A 20,127-nucleotide genomic window follows, 5' to 3' on the forward strand; every position below is an offset into this window, starting at 1 on the left:
GGGTAAGTATTCACTCACCTCTAGAGTGAGTGGGTATTCACCCACCCGTCAAGCTTTGTTGGAGCACACATGGAGCAGAAGCCGGCCCGCGTGCGTCTCGTCGACGCCGCCCATCAGCTCATGCTCACCAAGGGTCTGGCCCGGACCACCACCAAGGAGATCGCCAAGGCGGCGGGCTGCTCGGAGGCCGCGCTGTACAAGCACTTCCTCAGCAAGGAGGAGCTGTTCGTGGTGGTCCTCAAGGAGCGGCTGCCCAAGATCGACCTCCGGCAGCTCATCGACGACCCGGGCGCGGGGGAGCGGTCGGTCGAGGAGAACCTCGCCGTCATCGCCCGCCAGGCCGCCCTGTTCTACGAGCAGAGCTTCCCGATCGCCGCGTCCCTGTACGCCGAACCGAGGCTCAAGGAGCGCCACGACGCGGCCATGCGCGAGCTGGGTACCGGCCCCCACCTGCCCATTCGCGGCGTCGCCGGCTATCTGCGGGCCGAACAGACCGCCGGACGCATCCGGGCCGACGCCGACACCTACGCGGCCGCCTCACTGCTCCTGGGGGCCTGCGCCCAGCGCGCGTTCGCCTACGACGCCACGGCGGACGGCGAGCCGTCCCAGTCGCTCGACGACTTCGCCGCGTCCCTGGCCCGCACCCTGCTCCGGGGCCTGGCGGACTGAGAGCTCAGGCCACCGGCTCCGCGAGCCACGCGTCGACCCCCGCCAGCAGCTCCGCCCGCACCGGCTCGGGCGCCGACGACCCCCGTACCGACTGGCGGGCCAGCTCGGCCAGCTCCTCGTCCGTGAACGCGTGGTGGCGGCGCACCAGGTCGTACTGCGCGGCCAGCCGGGAGCCGAAGAGCAGCGGGTCGTCCGCGCCGAGCGCCATCGGCACCCCGGCGTCGAACAGGGTGCGCAGGGGTACATCGGCGGGCTTCTCGTAGACGCCGAGCGCCACGTTCGACGCGGGGCACACCTCGCAGGTCACCCCCGCCTCCGCCAGCCGGCGCATCAGCCGGGGGTCCTCCGCCGCCCGCACGCCGTGCCCGACCCGGGCCGCGTCGAGGTCGTCCAGGCAGTCCCGGACGCTGGAAGGGCCCGACAGCTCGCCCCCGTGCGGAGCGGCGAGCAGGCCGCCCTCCCGCGCGATGGCGAAGGCCCGGTCGAAGTCGCGGGCCATCCCGCGCCGCTCGTCGTTGGAGAGGCCGAAGCCGACGACGCCCTGGTCCGCGTACCGCACGGCGAGGCGCGCGAGGGTCCTGGCGTCCAGCGGGTGCTTCATCCGGTTCGCCGCGATGACCACCCGGATCGGCAGCCCGGTCTCGCGCGAGGCGGCGTCCACCGCGTCCAGGATGATCTCGATCGCCGGAATCAGCCCGCCGAGCAGCGGCGCGTACGAGGTGGGGTCGACCTGGATCTCCAGCCAGCCCGACCCGTCCGCCACGTCCTCCTGGGCGGCCTCGCGCACGAGGCGCTGGATGTCCTCGGGGGCCCGCAGGCAGGACCGGGCGATGTCGTAGAGCCGCTGGAAGCGGAACCAGCCCCGTTCGTCCGTCGCACGCAGTTTGGGCGGCTCTCCGCCGGTCAGGGCCTCGGGCAGCCGCACCCCGTACTTGTCGGCGAGTTCCAGCAGCGTCGTGGGCCGCATCGACCCGGTGAAGTGCAGGTGCAGGTGGGCCTTGGGCAACAGACGTACATCGCGTTCCATTGCAAGATCCTGCCGCACGGACGGGGTGGCGCGGTAGCCGCTTTCCCCATCGAGTTGCCCGTCGAACGCGAAAGCGACCCCCGGCCCGGGAACCGGGGGTCGCTTCTCGGGGCAGGAGGCGGAGTTACGCCTTCGCCTCGCCCAGCAGCTTCTGGAGCCGCGACACGCCCTCGACGAGGTCGTCGTCGCCCAGCGCGTACGACAGACGCAGGTAACCCGGCGTGCCGAACGCCTCGCCCGGGACCACCGCCACCTCGGCCTCGTCCAGGATCAGCGCCGCCAGCTCGACCGAGGTCGCCGGGCGCTTGCCGCGGATCTCCTTGCCGAGCAGTTCCTTCACCGAGGGGTAGGCGTAGAACGCGCCCTCGGGCTCCGGGCAGAAGACGCCGTCGATGTCGTTGAGCATCCGCACGATGGTCTTGCGGCGCCGGTCGAACGCGGTGCGCATCTCGGCGACCGCGTCCAGGTTCCCGGAGATGGCGGCCAGCGCGGCGGCCTGCGAGACGTTGGCGACGTTGGACGTGGCGTGCGACTGGAGGTTGGTCGCGGCCTTCACGACGTCCTTGGGACCGATGATCCACCCGACGCGCCAGCCGGTCATCGCGTACGTCTTGGCGACGCCGTTGACCACGATGCACTTGTCGCGCAGCTCGGGCACGATCGCCGGCAGGGAGGTGAACTTCGCGTCCCCGTAGACCAGGTGCTCGTAGATCTCGTCGGTCATCACCCACAGGCCGTGCTCGACGGCCCAGCGGCCGATCGCCTCGGCGTCCGCCTCGCTGTAGACCGCGCCGGTCGGGTTCGACGGGGAGACGAACAGGACGACCTTCGTACGCTCGGTACGGGCCGCCTCCAGCTGCTCCACGGAGACCCGGTAACCGGTGGTCTCGTCGGCGACGACCTCCACCGGGACGCCGCCGGCCAGCCGGATCGACTCGGGGTAGGTGGTCCAGTAGGGCGCCGGGACGATGACCTCGTCGCCCGGGTCGAGGATCGCGGCGAACGCCTCGTAGATCGCCTGCTTGCCGCCGTTGGTCACCAGGATCTGGGAGGCGTCGACCTCGTACCCGGAGTCGCGCAGCGTCTTCTCCGCGATGGCGGCCTTGAGCTCGGGGAGCCCGCCCGCCGGGGTGTAGCGGTGGTACTTCGGGGTGCGGCAGGCCTCGACCGCGGCGTCGACGATGTAGCCGGGCGTCGGGAAGTCGGGCTCGCCGGCACCGAAGCCGATCACCGGACGGCCGGCGGCCTTGAGGGCCTTGGCCTTGGCGTCGACGGCGAGGGTGGCGGACTCGGAGATGGCACCGATGCGGGCGGAGACCCGGCTCTCGGACGGAGAAGTAGCAGCGCTCATGCCCCCCATGCTCGCAGACCGTTTTCCGCGTCGGCACAGGGGTTTCAGGGACCGGACAGCACTCGGACAGCATGCGGACACGAAGGGACCAGGAGCGGTCAGGAGCTATCTGTTCGACGCCGGGCCGCTGAGCACGTACACTCACCTGTCGTTGGCCTTCACCAGCCATACCGTTCCTGCACTCGGGTCATCCGGGAACATGCGGTAGGTTGGTGGAAACCACAAAGGGTCGTAGCTCAATTGGTAGAGCACTGGTCTCCAAAACCAGCGGTTGGGGGTTCAAGTCCCTCCGGCCCTGCTACACACTCCTTCGCCAGGATGTGTGCGCATGTACGTACTTCACTGCACCGCCGTGCGGCTCCACCGGGCGCGGCACGGCCATGACCCGGAATCAGGTGAGAAGCGTGACGGACGCCGTGGGCTCCATCGACATGCCTGATGCCGAGGACGAAGTCCCCGAGTCGAAGAAGAAGACCCGGAAGGGCGGCAAGCGCGGAAAGAAGGGCCCTCTGGGCCGTCTCGCGCTCTTCTACCGCCAGATCATCGCGGAGCTGCGCAAGGTCGTCTGGCCGACGCGCAACCAGCTGACGACTTACACCACAGTGGTGATTGTGTTCGTGGTCGTCATGATCGGCCTCGTAACCGTGATTGACTTCGGATTCGCGCGGGTCGTCAAGTACGTCTTCGGCTGATCCACGCGAAGGGCGCCTGATGGGCGCCCCTTTCGCATGTTCCACCCATATGTATCCAGGAAGAAGCCACCGTGTCTGACCCGAACCTGAACGACGCCGTCGAGCCGACGGCGGGCGCCTTCGAGTCCGCCGAGGACGAGCTCGACATCGTCGAGGCGGCGGACGCCGAGGAGTCGGACCAGGCCGAAGCCGCCGACGCCGAAGAGGCCGCCGCCGAGGAGACCGAGGACACCGCCGAAGCCGCCGAGGCCGAGGTCGAGGCCGACGAGGGGGAGGCCGAGCCGGCCGAGCCCGTCGACCCCGTCACCGCCCTGCGCGAGGAGCTCCGCGGTCTGCCGGGCGAGTGGTACGTCATCCACACGTACGCCGGTTACGAGAAGCGTGTGAAGGCCAACCTGGAGCAGCGCGCCGTCTCGCTGAACGTGGAGGAGTTCATCTACCAGGCCGAGGTGCCTGAAGAGGAAATCGTCCAGATCAAGAACGGCGAGCGCAAGAACGTCCGGCAGAACAAGCTCCCGGGTTACGTCCTGGTGCGCATGGACCTGACGAACGAGTCCTGGGGCGTCGTCCGCAACACCCCCGGCGTCACCGGCTTCGTGGGCAACGCCTACGACCCGTACCCGCTGACGCTGGACGAGATCGTCAAGATGCTCGCTCCGGAGGCCGAGGAGAAGGCCGCCCGTGAGGCCGCCGAGGCCGAGGGCAAGCCGGCTCCGGCGCGCAAGGTCACCGTCGAGGTCCTCGACTTCGAGGTCGGCGACTCGGTCACCGTCACCGACGGCCCGTTCGCGACGCTGCAGGCGACGATCAACGAGATCAACGCCGACTCGAAGAAGGTCAAGGGCCTTGTCGAGATCTTCGGTCGCGAGACCCCGGTCGAGCTGAGCTTCGACCAGATCCAGAAGAACTGAGCTTTCCGCTCGCTTCTGGACACATGCCTACCGAGCAGGTCAGACAGGCTGTCGAAGCCGGTCTGACCTGCTTGGTTTTTGGTCGCGCAGCTATACCCGTTATCGTTGTGCGGTATGCCTGCATCCGGATGACCGGATGACGGCGAAAACTCTCACTAGGACCCGGAGAGAGCACATGCCTCCCAAGAAGAAGAAGGTCACGGGGCTTATCAAGCTCCAGATCAACGCCGGTGCGGCCAACCCGGCCCCGCCGGTCGGCCCCGCACTGGGTCAGCACGGCGTCAACATCATGGAGTTCTGCAAGGCCTACAACGCCGCGACCGAGTCGCAGCGTGGCATGGTCGTGCCGGTGGAGATCACGGTCTACGAGGACCGCTCCTTCACCTTCATCACCAAGACTCCGCCGGCCGCCAAGCTGATCCTCAAGGCCGCGGGTGTGGACAAGGGCTCCGGCGAGCCGCACAAGACCAAGGTCGCCAAGCTGACGGCTGCCCAGGTCCGCGAGATCGCCACGACGAAGCTCCCCGACCTGAACGCCAATGACCTCGACGCCGCGTCGAAGATCATCGCCGGCACCGCCCGTTCCATGGGCATCACGGTCGAAGGCTGATTCAGCCCCACCCCCTCAGTGGTAGGACCAAGCGCTGGTCCGCACCACGACTCCACACTCTGAAACCAACAGGAGTAGAAGTGAAGCGCAGCAAGAACCTCCGCGCTGCGGACGCCAAGATCGACCGGGAGCGCCTGTACGCCCCGCTCGAGGCCGTCCGTCTCGCCAAGGAGACCGCCTCCACGAAGTTCGACGGCACCGTCGAGGTCGCCTTCCGCCTGGGTGTCGACCCGCGCAAGGCCGACCAGATGGTCCGCGGCACCGTGAACCTCCCGCACGGCACCGGCAAGACCGCCCGGGTCCTGGTCTTCGCGACCGGTGACCGTGCTGCGGCCGCGGAAGCCGCCGGGGCCGACATCGTCGGCTCCGACGAGCTCATCGACGAGGTGGCGAAGGGCCGTCTGGACTTCGACGCCGTCGTCGCGACCCCGGACCTCATGGGCAAGGTCGGCCGCCTCGGCCGCGTGCTCGGTCCGCGTGGTCTGATGCCGAACCCGAAGACCGGCACCGTCACCCCCGACGTCGTGAAGGCTGTCAACGACATCAAGGGCGGCAAGATCGAGTTCCGCGTCGACAAGCACTCGAACCTGCACTTCATCATCGGCAAGGTCTCCTTCGACGAGACCAAGCTGGTGGAGAACTACGCAGCGGCGCTCGAAGAGGTCCTCCGTCTGAAGCCGTCCGCCGCCAAGGGCCGCTACATCAAGAAGGCCGCACTGGCGACCACGATGGGCCCCGGCATTCCGCTGGACTCCAACCGCACCCGTAACCTCCTCGTCGAGGAGGACCCGGCCGCCGTCTGAGCCCTCGCGCTCTTACGACCGCCGCGTCACGTGTGACATGGGACGGGCCCCGCAACCTTTCGAGGTGCGGGGCTCGTCCTCATTCGTACGTGGACATGACTGTCGGCGCCCTGCGTTAGCGTGGGCGGCCGAAAGTCGAACGAGGGGTGGAATCGCACATGTTGACCAACACCGTACGGCGCGTGGGTCTGTCCGTGGCCGTGGTGGCCGCGCTGACATCGGTCGCGGCCTGTGGCGGATCGGACGACGGCGGCAAGGGCGGGAGCAAGAAGGAGAACCGCGGCAGTTCCGTGGTGAAGGCCGACCCGATAGCCGCGCTGGTCGCCGTCCAGAAGAAGACCGGCCAGGCGCACTCGGCCCGAATCGAGGGCACCACGACCATGGGCAGCGCGATGTCCATGAAGCAGTCGGGGTCCATGGACTGGTCCGACGGCATCACCGGCACCATGCAGATCACCTACACCGGCGGCACCATGGCCGACTCCATGAAGCAGCTCGGCGGCGACGGCACGATGGAGGCCCGCTACTTCAAGGGCGGGTACGCGGCCAACATGGGTGAGGCCATGGCCCAGCAGACCGGCGGCAAGAGCTGGATCAGCTACACCTACGACGACCTCGCCAAGATCGGCGGCGCCTCCGGTGCGGCGATGAAGGACCAGCTGGAGACCAGCACCCCGGAGCAGGGTGTGAAGTCGCTGCTGGCCTCCGGCGACGTGAAGAAGGTCGGCCAGGAGGACGTGCGCGGTGTCAGCGCCACGCACTACTCGGGCACGGTCGACGTCGCCGACCTGACCGCGAAGAGCAGCAACCTGGACGCCGACGAGGTCACCGCGCTCAAGAAGCAGCTGGCCGACGCCGGGATCACCACGGAGACCGTCGACATCTGGGTCGACGAGAACGACCTGCTGGTGAAGAAGACCGAGCGCGGCGAGATGAAGACCGGCGAGCTCAACTCCACGGTGTACTACAGCGATTACGGGATCAAGGTGTCCGTCGAGCACCCGCCGGCCGACCAGACCATCGAGTTCACCGAGCTGATGAAGCAGCAGCAGGGCGCCACCTCATAACCCGGTCCCGCCGGGTTCAAACCTCCCGGGCCCGCTCGAAGCGGGACGGATTTGCCCGACGCGACCCGAGTCGCGTACTCTTCTGCAGAAGCCAAAGACCGCTGGTCGTTGTCCTGAATCCGTAAGGGTTCGGGCAACCGAAGGCTCCGTTGATGCGGACGACCTGCGCAGGTGACTGTGGAAAGCTCCCGGACTTCGTTTCGGTCGAGCTACGCCCTGGCGCCCGCGCCGGGGCGTTTCGTCTTTCCGGGTCCTTTCGAGCGGTCCTCATCACCCGGAAGGAGGCCGACGCTATGGCAAGGCCCGACAAGGCTGCAGCGGTAGCCGAGCTCGCGGACCAGTTCCGCAGCTCGAACGCCGCCGTGCTGACCGAGTACCGGGGTCTCACCGTGGCACAGCTCAAGCAGCTGCGCCGTTCGCTCGGTGAGAACGCCCAGTACGCCGTGGTGAAGAACACGCTGACCAAGATTGCGGCCAACGAGGCCGGGATCGACACGCTGGACGACCTGTTCGCAGGTCCGACGGCGGTTGCCTTCGTCACCGGTGACCCGGTGGAGTCGGCGAAGGGTCTTCGTGACTTCGCCAAGGACAACCCGAACCTGATCATCAAGGGCGGTGTCCTTGACGGTAAGGCGCTGTCCGCCGATGACATCAAGCAGCTCGCGGACCTCGAGTCCCGCGAGGTTCTGCTCGCCAAGCTGGCCGGTGCCATGAAGGGCAAGCAGACTCAGGCTGCGCAGCTCTTCCAGGCGCTGCCGTCGAAGTTCGTCCGCACCGCGGAAGCGCTTCGCGTCAAGCTGGAGGAGCAGGGCGGTGCCGGTACGCCGGCTCCCGCCGAGGCCGCCGAGTAATCACGCTCAGCGGTCCAGCGGGCCCCACGTACGCCCGCCGACATATACATCCGGCACCTGCCGAATAGTGGAAGGACGCCTGTCATGGCGAAGCTCAGCCAGGAAGACCTGCTCGCTCAGTTCGAGGAGCTCACCCTCATCGAGCTCTCCGAGTTCGTGAAGGCCTTCGAGGAGAAGTTCGACGTCACCGCCGCCGCGGCCGTCGCCGTCGCGGGCCCCGGCCAGGCCGGCCCGGCCGCCCCGGCCGAGGAGGAGAAGGACGAGTTCGACGTCATTCTCACCGCCGCCGGTGACAAGAAGATCCAGGTCATCAAGGTCGTGCGCGAGCTGACCTCCCTCGGCCTGAAGGAGGCCAAGGACCTCGTCGACGGCGCCCCGAAGCCCGTCCTCGAGAAGGTCGCCAAGGACGCCGCGGAGAAGGCTGCCGAGTCCCTCAAGGGCGCCGGCGCCTCCGTCGAGGTCAAGTGATCCAAGGAGTCGTCTGACTCCTTCGGACCCCCGTGCCGCGAGGCGCGGAGTCACATCGCGAAAGGCGATCACCCGTTCGGGTGGTCGCCTTTCGGCGTACCGGTGGCGGGTGCCTTGCCCTTCCCGTGTTGACGAGTAGGGTGATCTTCGCCGTGCGCCTCTCGTGGGGCGCGGGGCCGCCGCCGAGGGCGGCGGGCGCGGGGCCCGAGGGCCGGCGGGGCCGAGGGGGCCTTGACGAACCGCACGCGGCGCGCAATTCTCAAGGCGCGTCGCCGAATCGATCCGAATCCGAGGCATGGATCGATGGCGAAGCGGGCAGTAAAGAAGGGCGCACCTCGCGCAGGGCTGGACAAGGGTGTTGAAACAAGCTGTTGAGAGCAACGTGGGTCTCTGAGAACCCCGACTGGACATCAGTGTGGCACTTGGCTACACTGACCCTTTGCGCTGCCTGTTAGCTGCCTCCTGCCCGTCACCAGGGGCATACCCATTTTGTGCACCGTGGACCGAAGCATCCCTGACCTGGGATATCTGTCCACCTGTCCAGTTTGGGACCGGTACGCGCGTAGTGAGTCCGAGCCCTCGGAAGGACCCCCTCTTGGCCGCCTCGCGCAACGCCTCGACCGCGAATACGAACAACGGCGCCAGCACCGCCCCGCTGCGCATCTCTTTTGCAAAGATCAAGGAGCCCCTCGAGGTTCCGAACCTCCTCGCGCTGCAGACCGAGAGCTTTGACTGGCTCCTCGGCAATGCCGCCTGGAAGGCTCGCGTCGAGGCTGCTCTGGACAGTGGACAAGACGTCCCCACCAAGTCCGGCCTCGAGGAGATCTTCGAGGAGATCTCACCGATCGAAGACTTCTCCGGGTCGATGTCGCTCACGTTCCGCGACCACCGCTTCGAGCCCCCGAAGAACTCGATCGACGAGTGCAAGGAGCGCGACTTCACGTTCGCCGCCCCGCTCTTCGTCACGGCCGAGTTCACCAACAACGAGACCGGCGAGATCAAGTCCCAGACGGTCTTCATGGGCGACTTCCCGCTCATGACCAACAAGGGCACCTTCGTCATCAACGGCACCGAGCGTGTCGTGGTGTCGCAGCTGGTCCGCTCGCCGGGTGTCTACTTCGACTCGTCGATCGACAAGACGTCCGACAAGGACATCTTCTCCGCCAAGATCATCCCGTCCCGGGGTGCCTGGCTGGAGATGGAGATCGACAAGCGCGACATGGTCGGTGTCCGCATCGACCGCAAGCGCAAGCAGTCCGTCACCGTCCTCCTGAAGGCTCTCGGCTGGACCACCGAGCAGATCCTCGAGGAGTTCGGCGAGTACGAGTCGATGCGCGCCACCCTGGAGAAGGACCACACCCAGGGCCAGGACGACGCGCTGCTCGACATCTACCGCAAGCTCCGTCCGGGCGAGCCGCCCACCCGCGAGGCCGCTCAGACGCTGCTCGAGAACCTCTACTTCAACCCGAAGCGCTACGACCTCGCGAAGGTCGGCCGCTACAAGGTGAACAAGAAGCTCGGCGCCGACGAGCCGCTGGACGCCGGCGTGCTCACCACCGACGACGTCATCGCGACCATCAAGTACCTGGTCAAGCTGCACGCCGGTGAGACCGAGACGGTCGGCGAGTCCGGCCGGACGATCGTCGTCGAGACCGACGACATCGACCACTTCGGCAACCGCCGCCTGCGCAACGTCGGCGAGCTCATCCAGAACCAGGTCCGTACGGGTCTCGCCCGTATGGAGCGCGTCGTGCGCGAGCGCATGACGACCCAGGACGTCGAGGCGATCACGCCGCAGACCCTGATCAACATCCGGCCGGTCGTCGCCTCCATCAAGGAGTTCTTCGGCACCAGCCAGCTGTCGCAGTTCATGGACCAGAACAACCCGCTGTCGGGTCTCACCCACAAGCGCCGTCTGTCGGCTCTTGGCCCGGGTGGTCTCTCCCGTGAGCGGGCCGGCTTCGAGGTCCGTGACGTGCACCCGTCCCACTACGGACGCATGTGCCCGATCGAGACCCCCGAAGGCCCGAACATCGGTCTGATCGGTTCGCTCGCCTCGTACGGCCGCGTCAACGCGTTCGGCTTCATCGAGACGCCGTACCGCAAGGTCGTCGACGGCCAGGTCACCGACGAGGTCGACTACATCACCGCCGACGAGGAAGACCGTTTCGTCATCGCCCAGGCGAACGCGACGCTCTCCGACGAGCTGCGGTTCACCGAGCCCCGCGTGCTGGTCCGCCGCCGCGGCGGTGAGGTCGACTACGTCCCCGGTGACGAGGTCGACTACATGGACGTCTCGCCGCGCCAGATGGTGTCCGTCGCCACCGCGATGATCCCGTTCCTGGAGCACGACGACGCCAACCGTGCCCTCATGGGCGCGAACATGATGCGCCAGGCGGTCCCGCTCATCAAGAGCGAGGCCCCGCTCGTCGGCACCGGCATGGAGTACCGCTGCGCCACCGACGCCGGTGACGTGCTGAAGGCCGAGAAGGACGGTGTGGTCCAGGAGGTCTCCGCGGACTACATCACCGTGACCAACGACGACGGCACGTACACCACGTACCGCATCGCCAAGTTCATGCGCTCCAACCAGGGCACCTCGGTCAACCAGAAGGTCGTCGTCTCCGAGGGCGACCGGGTCATCGAGGGCCAGGTGCTCGCCGACGGTCCGGCCACCGAGTTCGGTGAGATGGCGCTCGGCAAGAACCTGCTCGTGGCGTTCATGCCGTGGGAGGGTCACAACTACGAGGACGCGATCATCCTGTCGCAGCGCCTCGTGCAGGACGACGTCCTCTCCTCGATCCACATCGAGGAGCACGAGGTCGACGCCCGTGACACCAAGCTCGGCCCCGAGGAGATCACCCGGGACATCCCGAACGTCTCCGAGGAGGTCCTCGCCGACCTCGACGAGCGCGGCATCATCCGTATCGGTGCCGAGGTCGTCGCCGGCGACATCCTCGTCGGCAAGGTCACGCCCAAGGGCGAGACCGAGCTGACCCCCGAGGAGCGCCTGCTCCGCGCGATCTTCGGTGAGAAGGCGCGCGAGGTCCGCGACACCTCGCTGAAGGTGCCGCACGGTGAGATCGGCAAGGTCATCGGCGTCCGCGTCTTCGACCGCGAAGAGGGCGACGAGCTGCCGCCGGGCGTGAACCAGCTGGTCCGCGTCTACGTCGCGCAGAAGCGCAAGATCACCGACGGTGACAAGCTCGCCGGCCGTCACGGCAACAAGGGCGTCATCTCGAAGATCCTGCCGATCGAGGACATGCCGTTCCTGGAGGACGGCACCCCGGTCGACATCATCCTCAACCCGCTGGGTGTCCCGTCCCGAATGAACCCGGGACAGGTGCTGGAGATCCACCTCGGCTGGCTCGCCAGCCGCGGCTGGGACGTCTCCGGCCTCGGTGACGAGTGGGCCAAGCGCCTGCAGGCCATCGGCGCCGACCAGGTCGCCCCCGGCACCAACGTCGCCACGCCCGTCTTCGACGGTGCGCGCGAGGACGAGATCTCCGGTCTCTTCGAGGCCACGATCCCGAACCGCGACGGCATGCGTCTGGTGCAGCCCTCCGGCAAGGCCAAGCTGTTCGACGGCCGCTCCGGCGAGCCGTTCCCGGACCCGGTCTCGGTCGGCTACATGTACATCCTCAAGCTGCACCACCTGGTCGACGACAAGCTCCACGCGCGTTCGACCGGCCCGTACTCCATGATCACGCAGCAGCCGCTGGGTGGTAAGGCGCAGTTCGGTGGTCAGCGATTCGGTGAGATGGAGGTGTGGGCCCTTGAGGCATACGGCGCCGCATACGCCCTCCAGGAACTCCTGACGATCAAGTCCGACGACGTCACCGGCCGCGTGAAGGTCTACGAGGCGATCGTCAAGGGCGAGAACATCCCCGAGCCGGGCATTCCCGAGTCCTTCAAGGTGCTCATCAAGGAAATGCAGTCGCTCTGCCTCAACGTGGAGGTGCTGTCCTCGGACGGCATGTCCATCGAGATGCGCGACACGGACGAGGACGTCTTCCGCGCGGCGGAGGAGCTCGGTATCGACCTGTCCCGGCGCGAGCCGAGCAGCGTCGAAGAGGTCTGACGGGTTGGCCGGCCGGATCCCCGTGATCCGGCCGGCTCTCCCCGGACCCGTTCAGACCATTGCTGAAGTGCCCCGATTTACTCGCGTGACGCGAGGGGGCTCGAACCCCCGAAAGAGGGATTGACGACAAGTGCTCGACGTCAACTTCTTCGACGAGCTGCGGATCGGCCTTGCCACCGCGGACGACATCCGGACCTGGTCCCACGGCGAGGTCAAGAAGCCGGAGACCATCAACTACCGCACCCTCAAGCCCGAAAAGGACGGACTCTTCTGCGAGAAGATCTTCGGTCCGACCCGGGACTGGGAGTGCTACTGCGGCAAGTACAAGCGTGTCCGCTTCAAGGGCATCATCTGTGAGCGCTGTGGCGTCGAGGTCACCCGCGCCAAGGTGCGCCGTGAGCGCATGGGCCACATCGAGCTTGCCGCTCCCGTCACCCACATCTGGTACTTCAAGGGCGTCCCGTCGCGCCTGGGCTACCTGCTGGACCTCGCGCCGAAGGACCTCGAGAAGGTCATCTACTTCGCCGCGTACATGATCACGTTCGTCGACGAGGAGCGCCGCACCCGCGACCTCCCGTCGCTGGAGGCGCACGTCTCCGTCGAGCGCCAGCAGATCGAGAACCGCCGCGACTCCGACCTGGAGAACCGCGCCAAGAAGCTCGAGACCGACCTGGCCGAGCTGGAGGCCGAGGGCGCCAAGGCCGACGTGCGCCGCAAGGTGCGCGAGGGTGCCGAGCGCGAGATGAAGCAGCTGCGCGACCGTGCGCAGCGCGAGATCGACCGCCTCGACGAGGTGTGGAGCCGCTTCAAGAACCTCAAGGTCCAGGACCTGGAGGGCGACGAGCTGCTCTACCGCGAGCTGCGTGACCGCTTCGGCACGTACTTCGACGGCTGCATGGGCGCCGCCGCGCTGCAGAAGCGCCTGGAGTCCTTCGACCTCGACGAGGAGGCCGAGCGCCTCCGCGAGATCATCCGTACCGGCAAGGGCCAGAAGAAGACCCGTGCGCTCAAGCGCCTCAAGGTCGTCTCCGCGTTCCTGCAGACCAGCAACAAGCCCAAGGGCATGGTGCTCGACTGCGTGCCGGTCATCCCGCCGGACCTGCGTCCGATGGTGCAGCTGGACGGTGGCCGCTTCGCGACCTCCGACCTGAACGACCTGTACCGCCGCGTGATCAACCGCAACAACCGCCTGAAGCGGCTTCTCGACCTCGGCGCGCCCGAGATCATCGTGAACAACGAGAAGCGCATGCTCCAGGAGGCCGTGGACGCCCTCTTCGACAACGGTCGTCGTGGCCGTCCGGTCACCGGCCCCGGCAACCGCCCCCTGAAGTCCCTCAGCGACATGCTGAAGGGCAAGCAGGGTCGTTTCCGTCAGAACCTCCTCGGCAAGCGCGTGGACTACTCCGCGCGTTCCGTGATCGTCGTCGGTCCGCAGCTCAAGCTGCACCAGTGCGGTCTGCCGAAGGCGATGGCGCTGGAGCTCTTCAAGCCGTTCGTGATGAAGCGCCTGGTGGACCTGAACCACGCGCAGAACATCAAGTCGGCCAAGCGCATGGTCGAGCGCGGCCGCACCGTGGTGTACGACGTCCTCGAAGAGGTCATCGCCGAGCACCCGGTGCTGCTGAACCGTGCGCCCACCCTGCACCGCCTCGGCATCCAGGCCTTCGAGCCGCAGCTGGTCGAGGGCAAGGCCATCCAGATCCACCCGCTCGTCTGCACCGCGTTCAACGCGGACTTCGACGGTGACCAGATGGCCGTGCACCTGCCGCTCTCCGCGGAGGCGCAGGCCGAGGCCCGCATCCTGATGCTGTCCTCGAACAACATCCTGAAGCCGGCCGACGGTCGTCCCGTCACCATGCCGACCCAGGACATGGTGCTGGGCCTGTTCTTCCTGACCACCGACGGCGAGCTGCGTGACACCAAGGGCGAGGGCCGCGCGTTCGGCTCCACGGCCGAGGCGATCATGGCGTTCGACGCCGGCGAGCTGGCGCTCCAGTCGTCCGTCGACATCCGCTTCCCGGTGGGCACCATCCCGCCGCGTGGCTGGGTGCCGCCGGTCGCCGAGGAGGGCGAGCCCGAGTACCAGCCGGGTGACACCTTCCGGCTGCGGACGAGCCTGGGTCGCGCGCTCTTCAACGAGCTGCTGCCCGAGGACTACCCGTTCGTCGACTACTCGGTCGGCAAGAAGCAGCTCTCCGAGATCGTCAACGACCTCGCCGAGCGCTACCCCAAGGTCATCGTGGCGGCGACGCTCGACAACCTGAAGGCGGCCGGCTTCCACTGGGCGACCCGTTCGGGCGTCACCGTGGCCATCTCCGACGTCGTCGTGCCCGAGGCCAAGAAGGCCATCGTCAAGGGCTACGAGGAGCAGGACGAGAAGGTCCAGAAGCAGTACGAGCGCGGTCTGATCACCAAGGACGAGCGCACGCAGGAGCTCATCGCGATCTGGACCAAGGCGACCAACGAGGTTGCCGAGGCCATGAACGAGAACTTCCCCAAGACGAACCCCATCTTCATGATGGTTGACTCGGGTGCCCGAGGAAACATGATGCAGATGCGTCAGATCGCCGGTATGCGTGGTCTGGTGTCCAACGCCAAGAACGAGACGATTCCGCGTCCCATCAAGGCGTCGTTCCGTGAGGGCCTCACCGTTCTGGAGTACTTCATCTCCACGCACGGTGCCCGTAAGGGTCTGGCGGACACCGCCCTGCGTACCGCCGACTCGGGTTACCTGACCCGTCGTCTGGTGGACGTCTCGCAGGACGTGATCATTCGCGAGGAGGACTGCGGCACCGACCGCGGCCTCAAGCTGAAGATCGCCGTCAAGGGTGCCGACGGTGTCCTCCGCAAGACGGACGACGTCGAGACCTCGGTCTACGCCCGCATGCTCGCCGAGGACGTCGTCGTCGACGGCAAGGTCATCGCGCCTGCCAACGTCGACCTCGGTGACGTCCTGATCGACGCCCTGGTGGGCGCCGGCGTCGAGGAGGTCAAGACCCGCTCGGTCCTGACCTGTGAGTCCGCGGTCGGCACCTGTGCCTTCTGCTACGGACGCTCGCTCGCCACCGGCAAGCTGGTCGACATCGGTGAGGCGGTCGGCATCATCGCCGCCCAGTCCATCGGTGAGCCCGGTACCCAGCTGACGATGCGTACCTTCCACACCGGTGGTGTGGCCGGTGACGACATCACCCAGGGTCTGCCGCGTGTCGTCGAGCTCTTCGAGGCGCGTACGCCGAAGGGCGTCGCCCCGATCTCCGAGTCCGCGGGCCGTGTCCGCATCGAGGAGACCGAGAAGACCAAGAAGCTCGTCGTCACCCCGGACGACGGCAGCGACGAGATCGCCTTCCCGATCTCCAAGCGTGCCCGTCTCCTGGTGGGCGAGGGCGACCACGTCGAGGTGGGCCAGAAGCTCACCGTGGGTGCCACCAACCCGCACGACGTGCTGCGCATCCTCGGCCAGCGCGCGGTCCAGGTCCACCTGGTCGGCGAGGTCCAGAAGGTCTACAACTCGCAGGGCGTGTCGATCCACGACAAGCACATCGAGATCATCATCCGGCAGATGCTCCGCCGCGTGACGATCATCGAGTCCGGCGACGCGGAGCTGCTGCCGGGCGAGCTCGTCGAGCGCTCGAAGTTCGAGACCGAGAACCGTCGTGTGGTCACCGAGGGCGGTCACCCCGCCTCCGGCCGTCCGCAGCTGATGGGTATCACCAAGGCCTCGCTGGCGACGGAGTCCTGGCTGTCGGCCGCCTCCTTCCAGGAGACGACCCGAGTGCTGACGGACGCGGCGATCAACGCCAAGTCCGACAGCCTCATCGGCCTCAAGGAGAACGTCATCATCGGTAAGCTCATCCCGGCCGGTACGGGCCTGTCCCGCTACCGCAACATCCGGGTCGAGCCGACCGAGGAGGCCAAGGCCGCGATGTACTCGGCCGTCGGCTACGACGACATCGACTACTCGCCGTTCGGCACGGGCTCCGGCCAGGCCGTTCCGCTGGAGGACTACGACTACGGTCCGTACAACCAGTAAGCGAGTCGCCTGATACGACCGGAGGGCGGTCACCCCGTACGCGGGGTGGCCGCCCTCCGGCGTGTGATACGTCACAGCGCCACCAGGGGCGCCGGGGCCGCCGGGGGTCACGGGCCCGGCAGCAGGGCCCGTACGGGGCTCTGAGGTGGCCTCACGGGGCCGCGTGGCATCCGTACGGGTCGGGACAAGCCGGACGGCCCGGCCGGCGGGCCCGGCTGGACACCATTTGTTTTGACCCAGGTCCGTGAGGTAGGTACGCTCAGACCTTGTGCCTGGGGTGTGCCTGGGTTCGTGTGCGTGTCCTCAACCGCATGGCGAGCCTGTCTTCGGCCACCGTGATCCGTGCTCCTCATGCCGTTCCGGTACGGGCTCGCAGGATTCGACACACCCGACCGCGTGGGTCGGCGACGTTCCAGGTTAGTTTCACCGACGGCACACAGAAACCGGAGAAGTAGTGCCTACGATCCAGCAGCTGGTCCGGAAGGGCCGGCAGGACAAGGTCGAGAAGAACAAGACGCCCGCACTCGAGGGTTCGCCCCAGCGCCGCGGCGTCTGCACGCGTGTGTTCACGACCACCCCGAAGAAGCCGAACTCCGCGCTCCGGAAGGTCGCACGTGTGCGCCTGACCTCCGGTATCGAGGTCACGGCCTACATCCCGGGTGAGGGACACAACCTGCAGGAGCACTCCATCGTGCTCGTGCGTGGTGGCCGTGTGAAGGACCTGCCGGGTGTTCGTTACAAGATCATCCGCGGCTCGCTCGACACCCAGGGTGTCAAGAACCGCAAGCAGGCCCGCAGCCGCTACGGCGCCAAGAAGGAGAAGTAAGAATGCCTCGTAAGGGCCCCGCCCCGAAGCGCCCGGTCATCATCGACCCGGTCTACAGCTCTCCTCTTGTCACGTCGCTGATCAACAAGATCCTGCTCGACGGCAAGCGTTCCACCGCCGAGCGGATCGTGTACGGCGCCATGGAGGGTCTTCGTGAGAAGACCGGCGCCGACCCGGTCATCACGCTGAAGCGCGCGCTGGAGAACGTCAAGCCCTCGCTCGAGGTCAAGTCCCGCCGTGTCGGTGGCGCCACCTACCAGGTGCCGATCGAGGTCAAGCCCGGTCGTGCCGCCACCCTCGCGCTGCGCTGGGTCGTGGGTTACTCCCGCGCCCGCCGCGAGAAGACGATGACCGAGCGGCTCATGAACGAGCTGCTCGACGCCTCGAACGGTCTTGGCGCTGCCGTCAAGAAGCGTGAGGACACCCACAAGATGGCCGAGTCCAACAAGGCCTTCGCGCACTACCGCTGGTAGTCGCTACCCCCATCGAGACCGAGAGAAGACTGAGCCTTATGGCCACCACTTCGCTTGACCTGGCCAAGGTCCGCAACATTGGGATCATGGCCCACATCGACGCGGGCAAGACGACCACCACTGAGCGGATCCTGTTCTACACCGGCGTTTCGTACAAGATCGGTGAGGTCCACGACGGCGCTGCCACGATGGACTGGATGGAGCAGGAGCAGGAGCGCGGCATCACCATCACGTCCGCCGCGACGACCTGTCACTGGCCGCTCAACGATGTTGACCACACCATCAACATCATCGACACCCCGGGTCACGTCGACTTCACCGTCGAGGTGGAGCGTTCGCTCCGCGTCCTCGACGGCGCCGTCACCGTGTTCGACGGTGTGGCCGGCGTCGAGCCGCAGTCCGAGACCGTCTGGCGTCAGGCGGACCGCTACGGCGTCCCGCGCATCTGCTTCGTCAACAAGCTCGACCGCACCGGTGCCGACTTCCTGCGCTGCGTCAGCATGATCGTGGACCGCCTCGGCGCGACCCCGATCGTCATGCAGCTGCCCATCGGCGCCGAGGCGGACTTCACGGGCGTCGTCGACCTCGTGTCGATGAAGGCCTTCGTGTACCCCGAAGAGGCCGCCAAGGGCGAGATGTACAACGTCGTCGACATTCCGGCCGACCTGCAGGAGCAGGCCGAGGAATGGCGCGGCAAGCTCCTTGAGGCCGTCGCGGAGAACGACGACGCCATGATGGAGCTGTACCTGGAGGGCACCGAGCCCACCCAGGAGCAGCTGCACGAGGCGATCCGTCGCATCACGCTGGCCTCCAAGGGCGGCGCGGACTCCGTCACCGTCACCCCGGTGTTCTGTGGCACGGCGTTCAAGAACAAGGGCGTTCAGCCCCTGCTCGACGCGGTCGTCCGCTACCTGCCTTCCCCCCTGGACGTCGAGGCCATCGAGGGCCACGACCCCAAGGACCCCGAGACCGTGGTCAAGCGCAAGCCCTCGGACGACGAGCCGCTCTCGGCTCTGGCGTTCAAGATCGCGAGCGACCCGCACCTCGGCAAGCTCACCTTCGTCCGGATCTACTCCGGTCGCCTGGACGCCGGCACCGCGGTGCTGAACTCCGTCAAGGGCAAGAAGGAGCGCATCGGCAAGATCTACCGTATGCACGCGAACAAGCGTGAGGAGATCGACTCGGTGGGCGCCGGCGACATCATCGCCGTCATGGGCCTGAAGCAGACCACCACCGGTGAGACGCTGAGCGACGAGAAGAACCCGGTCATCCTGGAGTCCATGGACTTCCCGGCGCCGGTCATTCAGGTCGCCATCGAGCCCAAGTCCAAGGGTGACCAGGAGAAGCTGGGTATCGCTATCCAGCGCCTCTCCGAGGAGGACCCGTCCTTCCAGGTGCACTCCGACGAGGAGACCGGCCAGACCATCATCGGTGGTATGGGCGAGCTTCACCTCGAGGTGCTCGTCGACCGCATGAAGCGCGAGTTCCGCGTCGAGGCGAACGTCGGCAAGCCCCAGGTCGCTTACCGCGAGACGATCCGCAAGGCCGTCGAGCGCATCGACTACACGCACAAGAAGCAGACTGGTGGTACCGGCCAGTTCGCGAAGGTGCAGATCGCCATCGAGCCCCTTGAGGGCGGCGACGCGTCGTACGAGTTCGTCAACAAGGTCACCGGTGGCCGCATCCCCCGTGAGTACATCCCCTCGGTGGACGCGGGTGCCCAGGAAGCCATGCAGTTCGGCATCCTGGCCGGTTACGAGATGGTCGGCGTCCGCGTCATCCTTCTCGACGGTGGTTACCACGAGGTCGACTCCTCGGAGCTCGCCTTCAAGATCGCCGGTTCGCAGGCGTTCAAGGAGGGTGCCCGCAAGGCGTCCCCCGTGCTCCTTGAGCCGATGATGGCCGTCGAGGTCACCACGCCCGAGGACTACATGGGCGATGTCATCGGCGACCTCAACTCCCGCCGTGGCCAGATCCAGGCCATGGAGGAGCGCAGCGGCGCTCGCGTCGTGAAGGGCCTCGTGCCCCTCTCGGAGATGTTCGGCTACGTCGGAGACCTCCGCAGCAAGACCTCGGGTCGCGCAAGCTACTCGATGCAGTTCGACTCCTACGCCGAGGTTCCGCGGAACGTCGCCGAGGAGATCATCGCGAAGGCCAAGGGCGAGTAACTCTCCCGAGCTCACGCTTTAGGCTTGTCACCGGAGCCCGTGGGGCATTCGTCGCGCAGTTCACACTTCGCGGAGAATGCCCCCGGGGGCCGGCATCCCA

At 67.0% G+C, this 20,127-nt stretch carries 15 protein-coding genes and 1 tRNA gene; 14 read left to right on the forward strand and 2 right to left on the reverse strand.

The features are described from left to right. Positions 1 to 69: 69 nt before the first annotated feature. Positions 70 to 669 carry a TetR/AcrR family transcriptional regulator gene (locus EAO73_RS06100; RefSeq protein WP_147970435.1) on the forward strand — a complete coding sequence of 200 codons (600 nt, stop codon included), beginning with the start codon at positions 70 to 72 and terminating at the stop codon, positions 667 to 669. Between the two features lie 4 nt (positions 670 to 673). Here the strand turns inward: EAO73_RS06100 and EAO73_RS06105 are convergent, their stop codons facing one another. Both EAO73_RS06105 and EAO73_RS06110 read right to left on the reverse strand, forming a co-directional pair. Then, positions 674 to 1,696, reverse strand: a complete 1,023-nt coding sequence (locus EAO73_RS06105) for an adenosine deaminase (RefSeq protein WP_147970436.1) — start codon at positions 1,694 to 1,696, stop codon at positions 674 to 676. Positions 1,697 to 1,820: 124 nt separating this feature from the next. Continuing rightward, a complete protein-coding gene (locus tag EAO73_RS06110; protein ID WP_093707171.1) occupies positions 1,821 to 3,047 on the reverse strand; it encodes a pyridoxal phosphate-dependent aminotransferase in 1,227 nt (408 codons plus the stop codon). Between the two features lie 225 nt (positions 3,048 to 3,272). Here EAO73_RS06110 and EAO73_RS06115 point away from each other — a divergent pair. The 13 genes from EAO73_RS06115 to fusA all read left to right on the forward strand — a co-directional run bounded on the left by EAO73_RS06115 (position 3,273) and on the right by fusA (position 20,027). Then, positions 3,273 to 3,345, forward strand: a tRNA-Trp gene (locus EAO73_RS06115). A gap of 106 nt (positions 3,346 to 3,451) precedes the next feature. Further along, complete coding sequence (secE, locus tag EAO73_RS06120) at positions 3,452 to 3,739, forward strand: preprotein translocase subunit SecE (protein WP_147970437.1); 288 nt, start codon at positions 3,452 to 3,454, stop codon at positions 3,737 to 3,739. 71 nt (positions 3,740 to 3,810) lie between these two features. Beyond that, complete coding sequence (nusG, locus tag EAO73_RS06125) at positions 3,811 to 4,650, forward strand: transcription termination/antitermination protein NusG (protein ID WP_147970438.1); 840 nt, start codon at positions 3,811 to 3,813, stop codon at positions 4,648 to 4,650. 175 nt (positions 4,651 to 4,825) lie between these two features. After that, positions 4,826 to 5,260 carry a 50S ribosomal protein L11 gene (gene rplK, locus EAO73_RS06130; RefSeq protein WP_010058817.1) on the forward strand — a complete coding sequence of 145 codons (435 nt, stop codon included), beginning with the start codon at positions 4,826 to 4,828 and terminating at the stop codon, positions 5,258 to 5,260. Between the two features lie 80 nt (positions 5,261 to 5,340). Continuing rightward, positions 5,341 to 6,063 (forward strand): 50S ribosomal protein L1, encoded by a 723-nt coding sequence (rplA, locus tag EAO73_RS06135; protein ID WP_018519321.1) that lies wholly within the window; start codon positions 5,341 to 5,343, stop codon positions 6,061 to 6,063. Between the two features lie 158 nt (positions 6,064 to 6,221). After that, on the forward strand, positions 6,222 to 7,130 hold the full coding sequence (locus tag EAO73_RS06140) for a hypothetical protein (RefSeq protein ID WP_147970439.1): 909 nt from the start codon (positions 6,222 to 6,224) through the stop codon (positions 7,128 to 7,130). A 293-nt stretch (positions 7,131 to 7,423) separates the two neighbouring features. Continuing rightward, a complete protein-coding gene (rplJ, locus tag EAO73_RS06145; protein ID WP_018101258.1) occupies positions 7,424 to 7,981 on the forward strand; it encodes a 50S ribosomal protein L10 in 558 nt (185 codons plus the stop codon). Positions 7,982 to 8,065: 84 nt separating this feature from the next. Continuing rightward, positions 8,066 to 8,449, forward strand: a complete 384-nt coding sequence (gene rplL, locus EAO73_RS06150; protein WP_147970440.1) for a 50S ribosomal protein L7/L12 — start codon at positions 8,066 to 8,068, stop codon at positions 8,447 to 8,449. Positions 8,450 to 9,044: 595 nt separating this feature from the next. Then, positions 9,045 to 12,530 (forward strand): DNA-directed RNA polymerase subunit beta, encoded by a 3,486-nt coding sequence (rpoB, locus tag EAO73_RS06160; RefSeq protein ID WP_147970441.1) that lies wholly within the window; start codon positions 9,045 to 9,047, stop codon positions 12,528 to 12,530. 130 nt (positions 12,531 to 12,660) lie between these two features. Beyond that, positions 12,661 to 16,560 (forward strand): DNA-directed RNA polymerase subunit beta', encoded by a 3,900-nt coding sequence (locus EAO73_RS06165; protein ID WP_147970442.1) that lies wholly within the window; start codon positions 12,661 to 12,663, stop codon positions 16,558 to 16,560. A 454-nt stretch (positions 16,561 to 17,014) separates the two neighbouring features. After that, the gene (rpsL, locus tag EAO73_RS06170; RefSeq protein ID WP_003948652.1) at positions 17,015 to 17,386 is read left to right on the forward strand and encodes a 30S ribosomal protein S12; all 372 of its coding nucleotides are present in this window, start codon (positions 17,015 to 17,017) and stop codon (positions 17,384 to 17,386) included. Between the two features lie 2 nt (positions 17,387 to 17,388). Next, positions 17,389 to 17,859 (forward strand): 30S ribosomal protein S7, encoded by a 471-nt coding sequence (gene rpsG, locus EAO73_RS06175; RefSeq protein ID WP_018101248.1) that lies wholly within the window; start codon positions 17,389 to 17,391, stop codon positions 17,857 to 17,859. Positions 17,860 to 17,897: 38 nt separating this feature from the next. Further along, positions 17,898 to 20,027 (forward strand): elongation factor G, encoded by a 2,130-nt coding sequence (gene fusA, locus EAO73_RS06180; protein WP_147970443.1) that lies wholly within the window; start codon positions 17,898 to 17,900, stop codon positions 20,025 to 20,027. Positions 20,028 to 20,127 lie beyond the last annotated feature (100 nt).

Source organism: Streptomyces sp. col6 (assembly GCF_008042035.1).
Classification (GTDB): Bacteria; Actinomycetota; Actinomycetes; order Streptomycetales; family Streptomycetaceae; genus Streptomyces.

Excerpts from the sequence above, each read along its gene's own strand:
- rplJ (WP_018101258.1), top strand. The coding sequence starts at position 7,424 with ATGGCAAGGCCCGACAAGGCTGCAGCGGTAGCCGAGCTCGCGGACCAG.
- EAO73_RS06140 (WP_147970439.1), top strand. The coding sequence starts at position 6,222 with ATGTTGACCAACACCGTACGGCGCGTGGGTCTGTCCGTGGCCGTGGTG.
- fusA (WP_147970443.1), top strand. The coding sequence starts at position 17,898 with ATGGCCACCACTTCGCTTGACCTGGCCAAGGTCCGCAACATTGGGATC.
- EAO73_RS06110 (WP_093707171.1), bottom strand. The coding sequence starts at position 3,047 with ATGAGCGCTGCTACTTCTCCGTCCGAGAGCCGGGTCTCCGCCCGCATC.
- rplK (WP_010058817.1), top strand. The coding sequence starts at position 4,826 with ATGCCTCCCAAGAAGAAGAAGGTCACGGGGCTTATCAAGCTCCAGATC.
- rplL (WP_147970440.1), top strand. The coding sequence starts at position 8,066 with ATGGCGAAGCTCAGCCAGGAAGACCTGCTCGCTCAGTTCGAGGAGCTC.
- EAO73_RS06100 (WP_147970435.1), top strand. The coding sequence starts at position 70 with ATGGAGCAGAAGCCGGCCCGCGTGCGTCTCGTCGACGCCGCCCATCAG.
- rpsG (WP_018101248.1), top strand. The coding sequence starts at position 17,389 with ATGCCTCGTAAGGGCCCCGCCCCGAAGCGCCCGGTCATCATCGACCCG.
- EAO73_RS06105 (WP_147970436.1), bottom strand. The coding sequence starts at position 1,696 with ATGGAACGCGATGTACGTCTGTTGCCCAAGGCCCACCTGCACCTGCAC.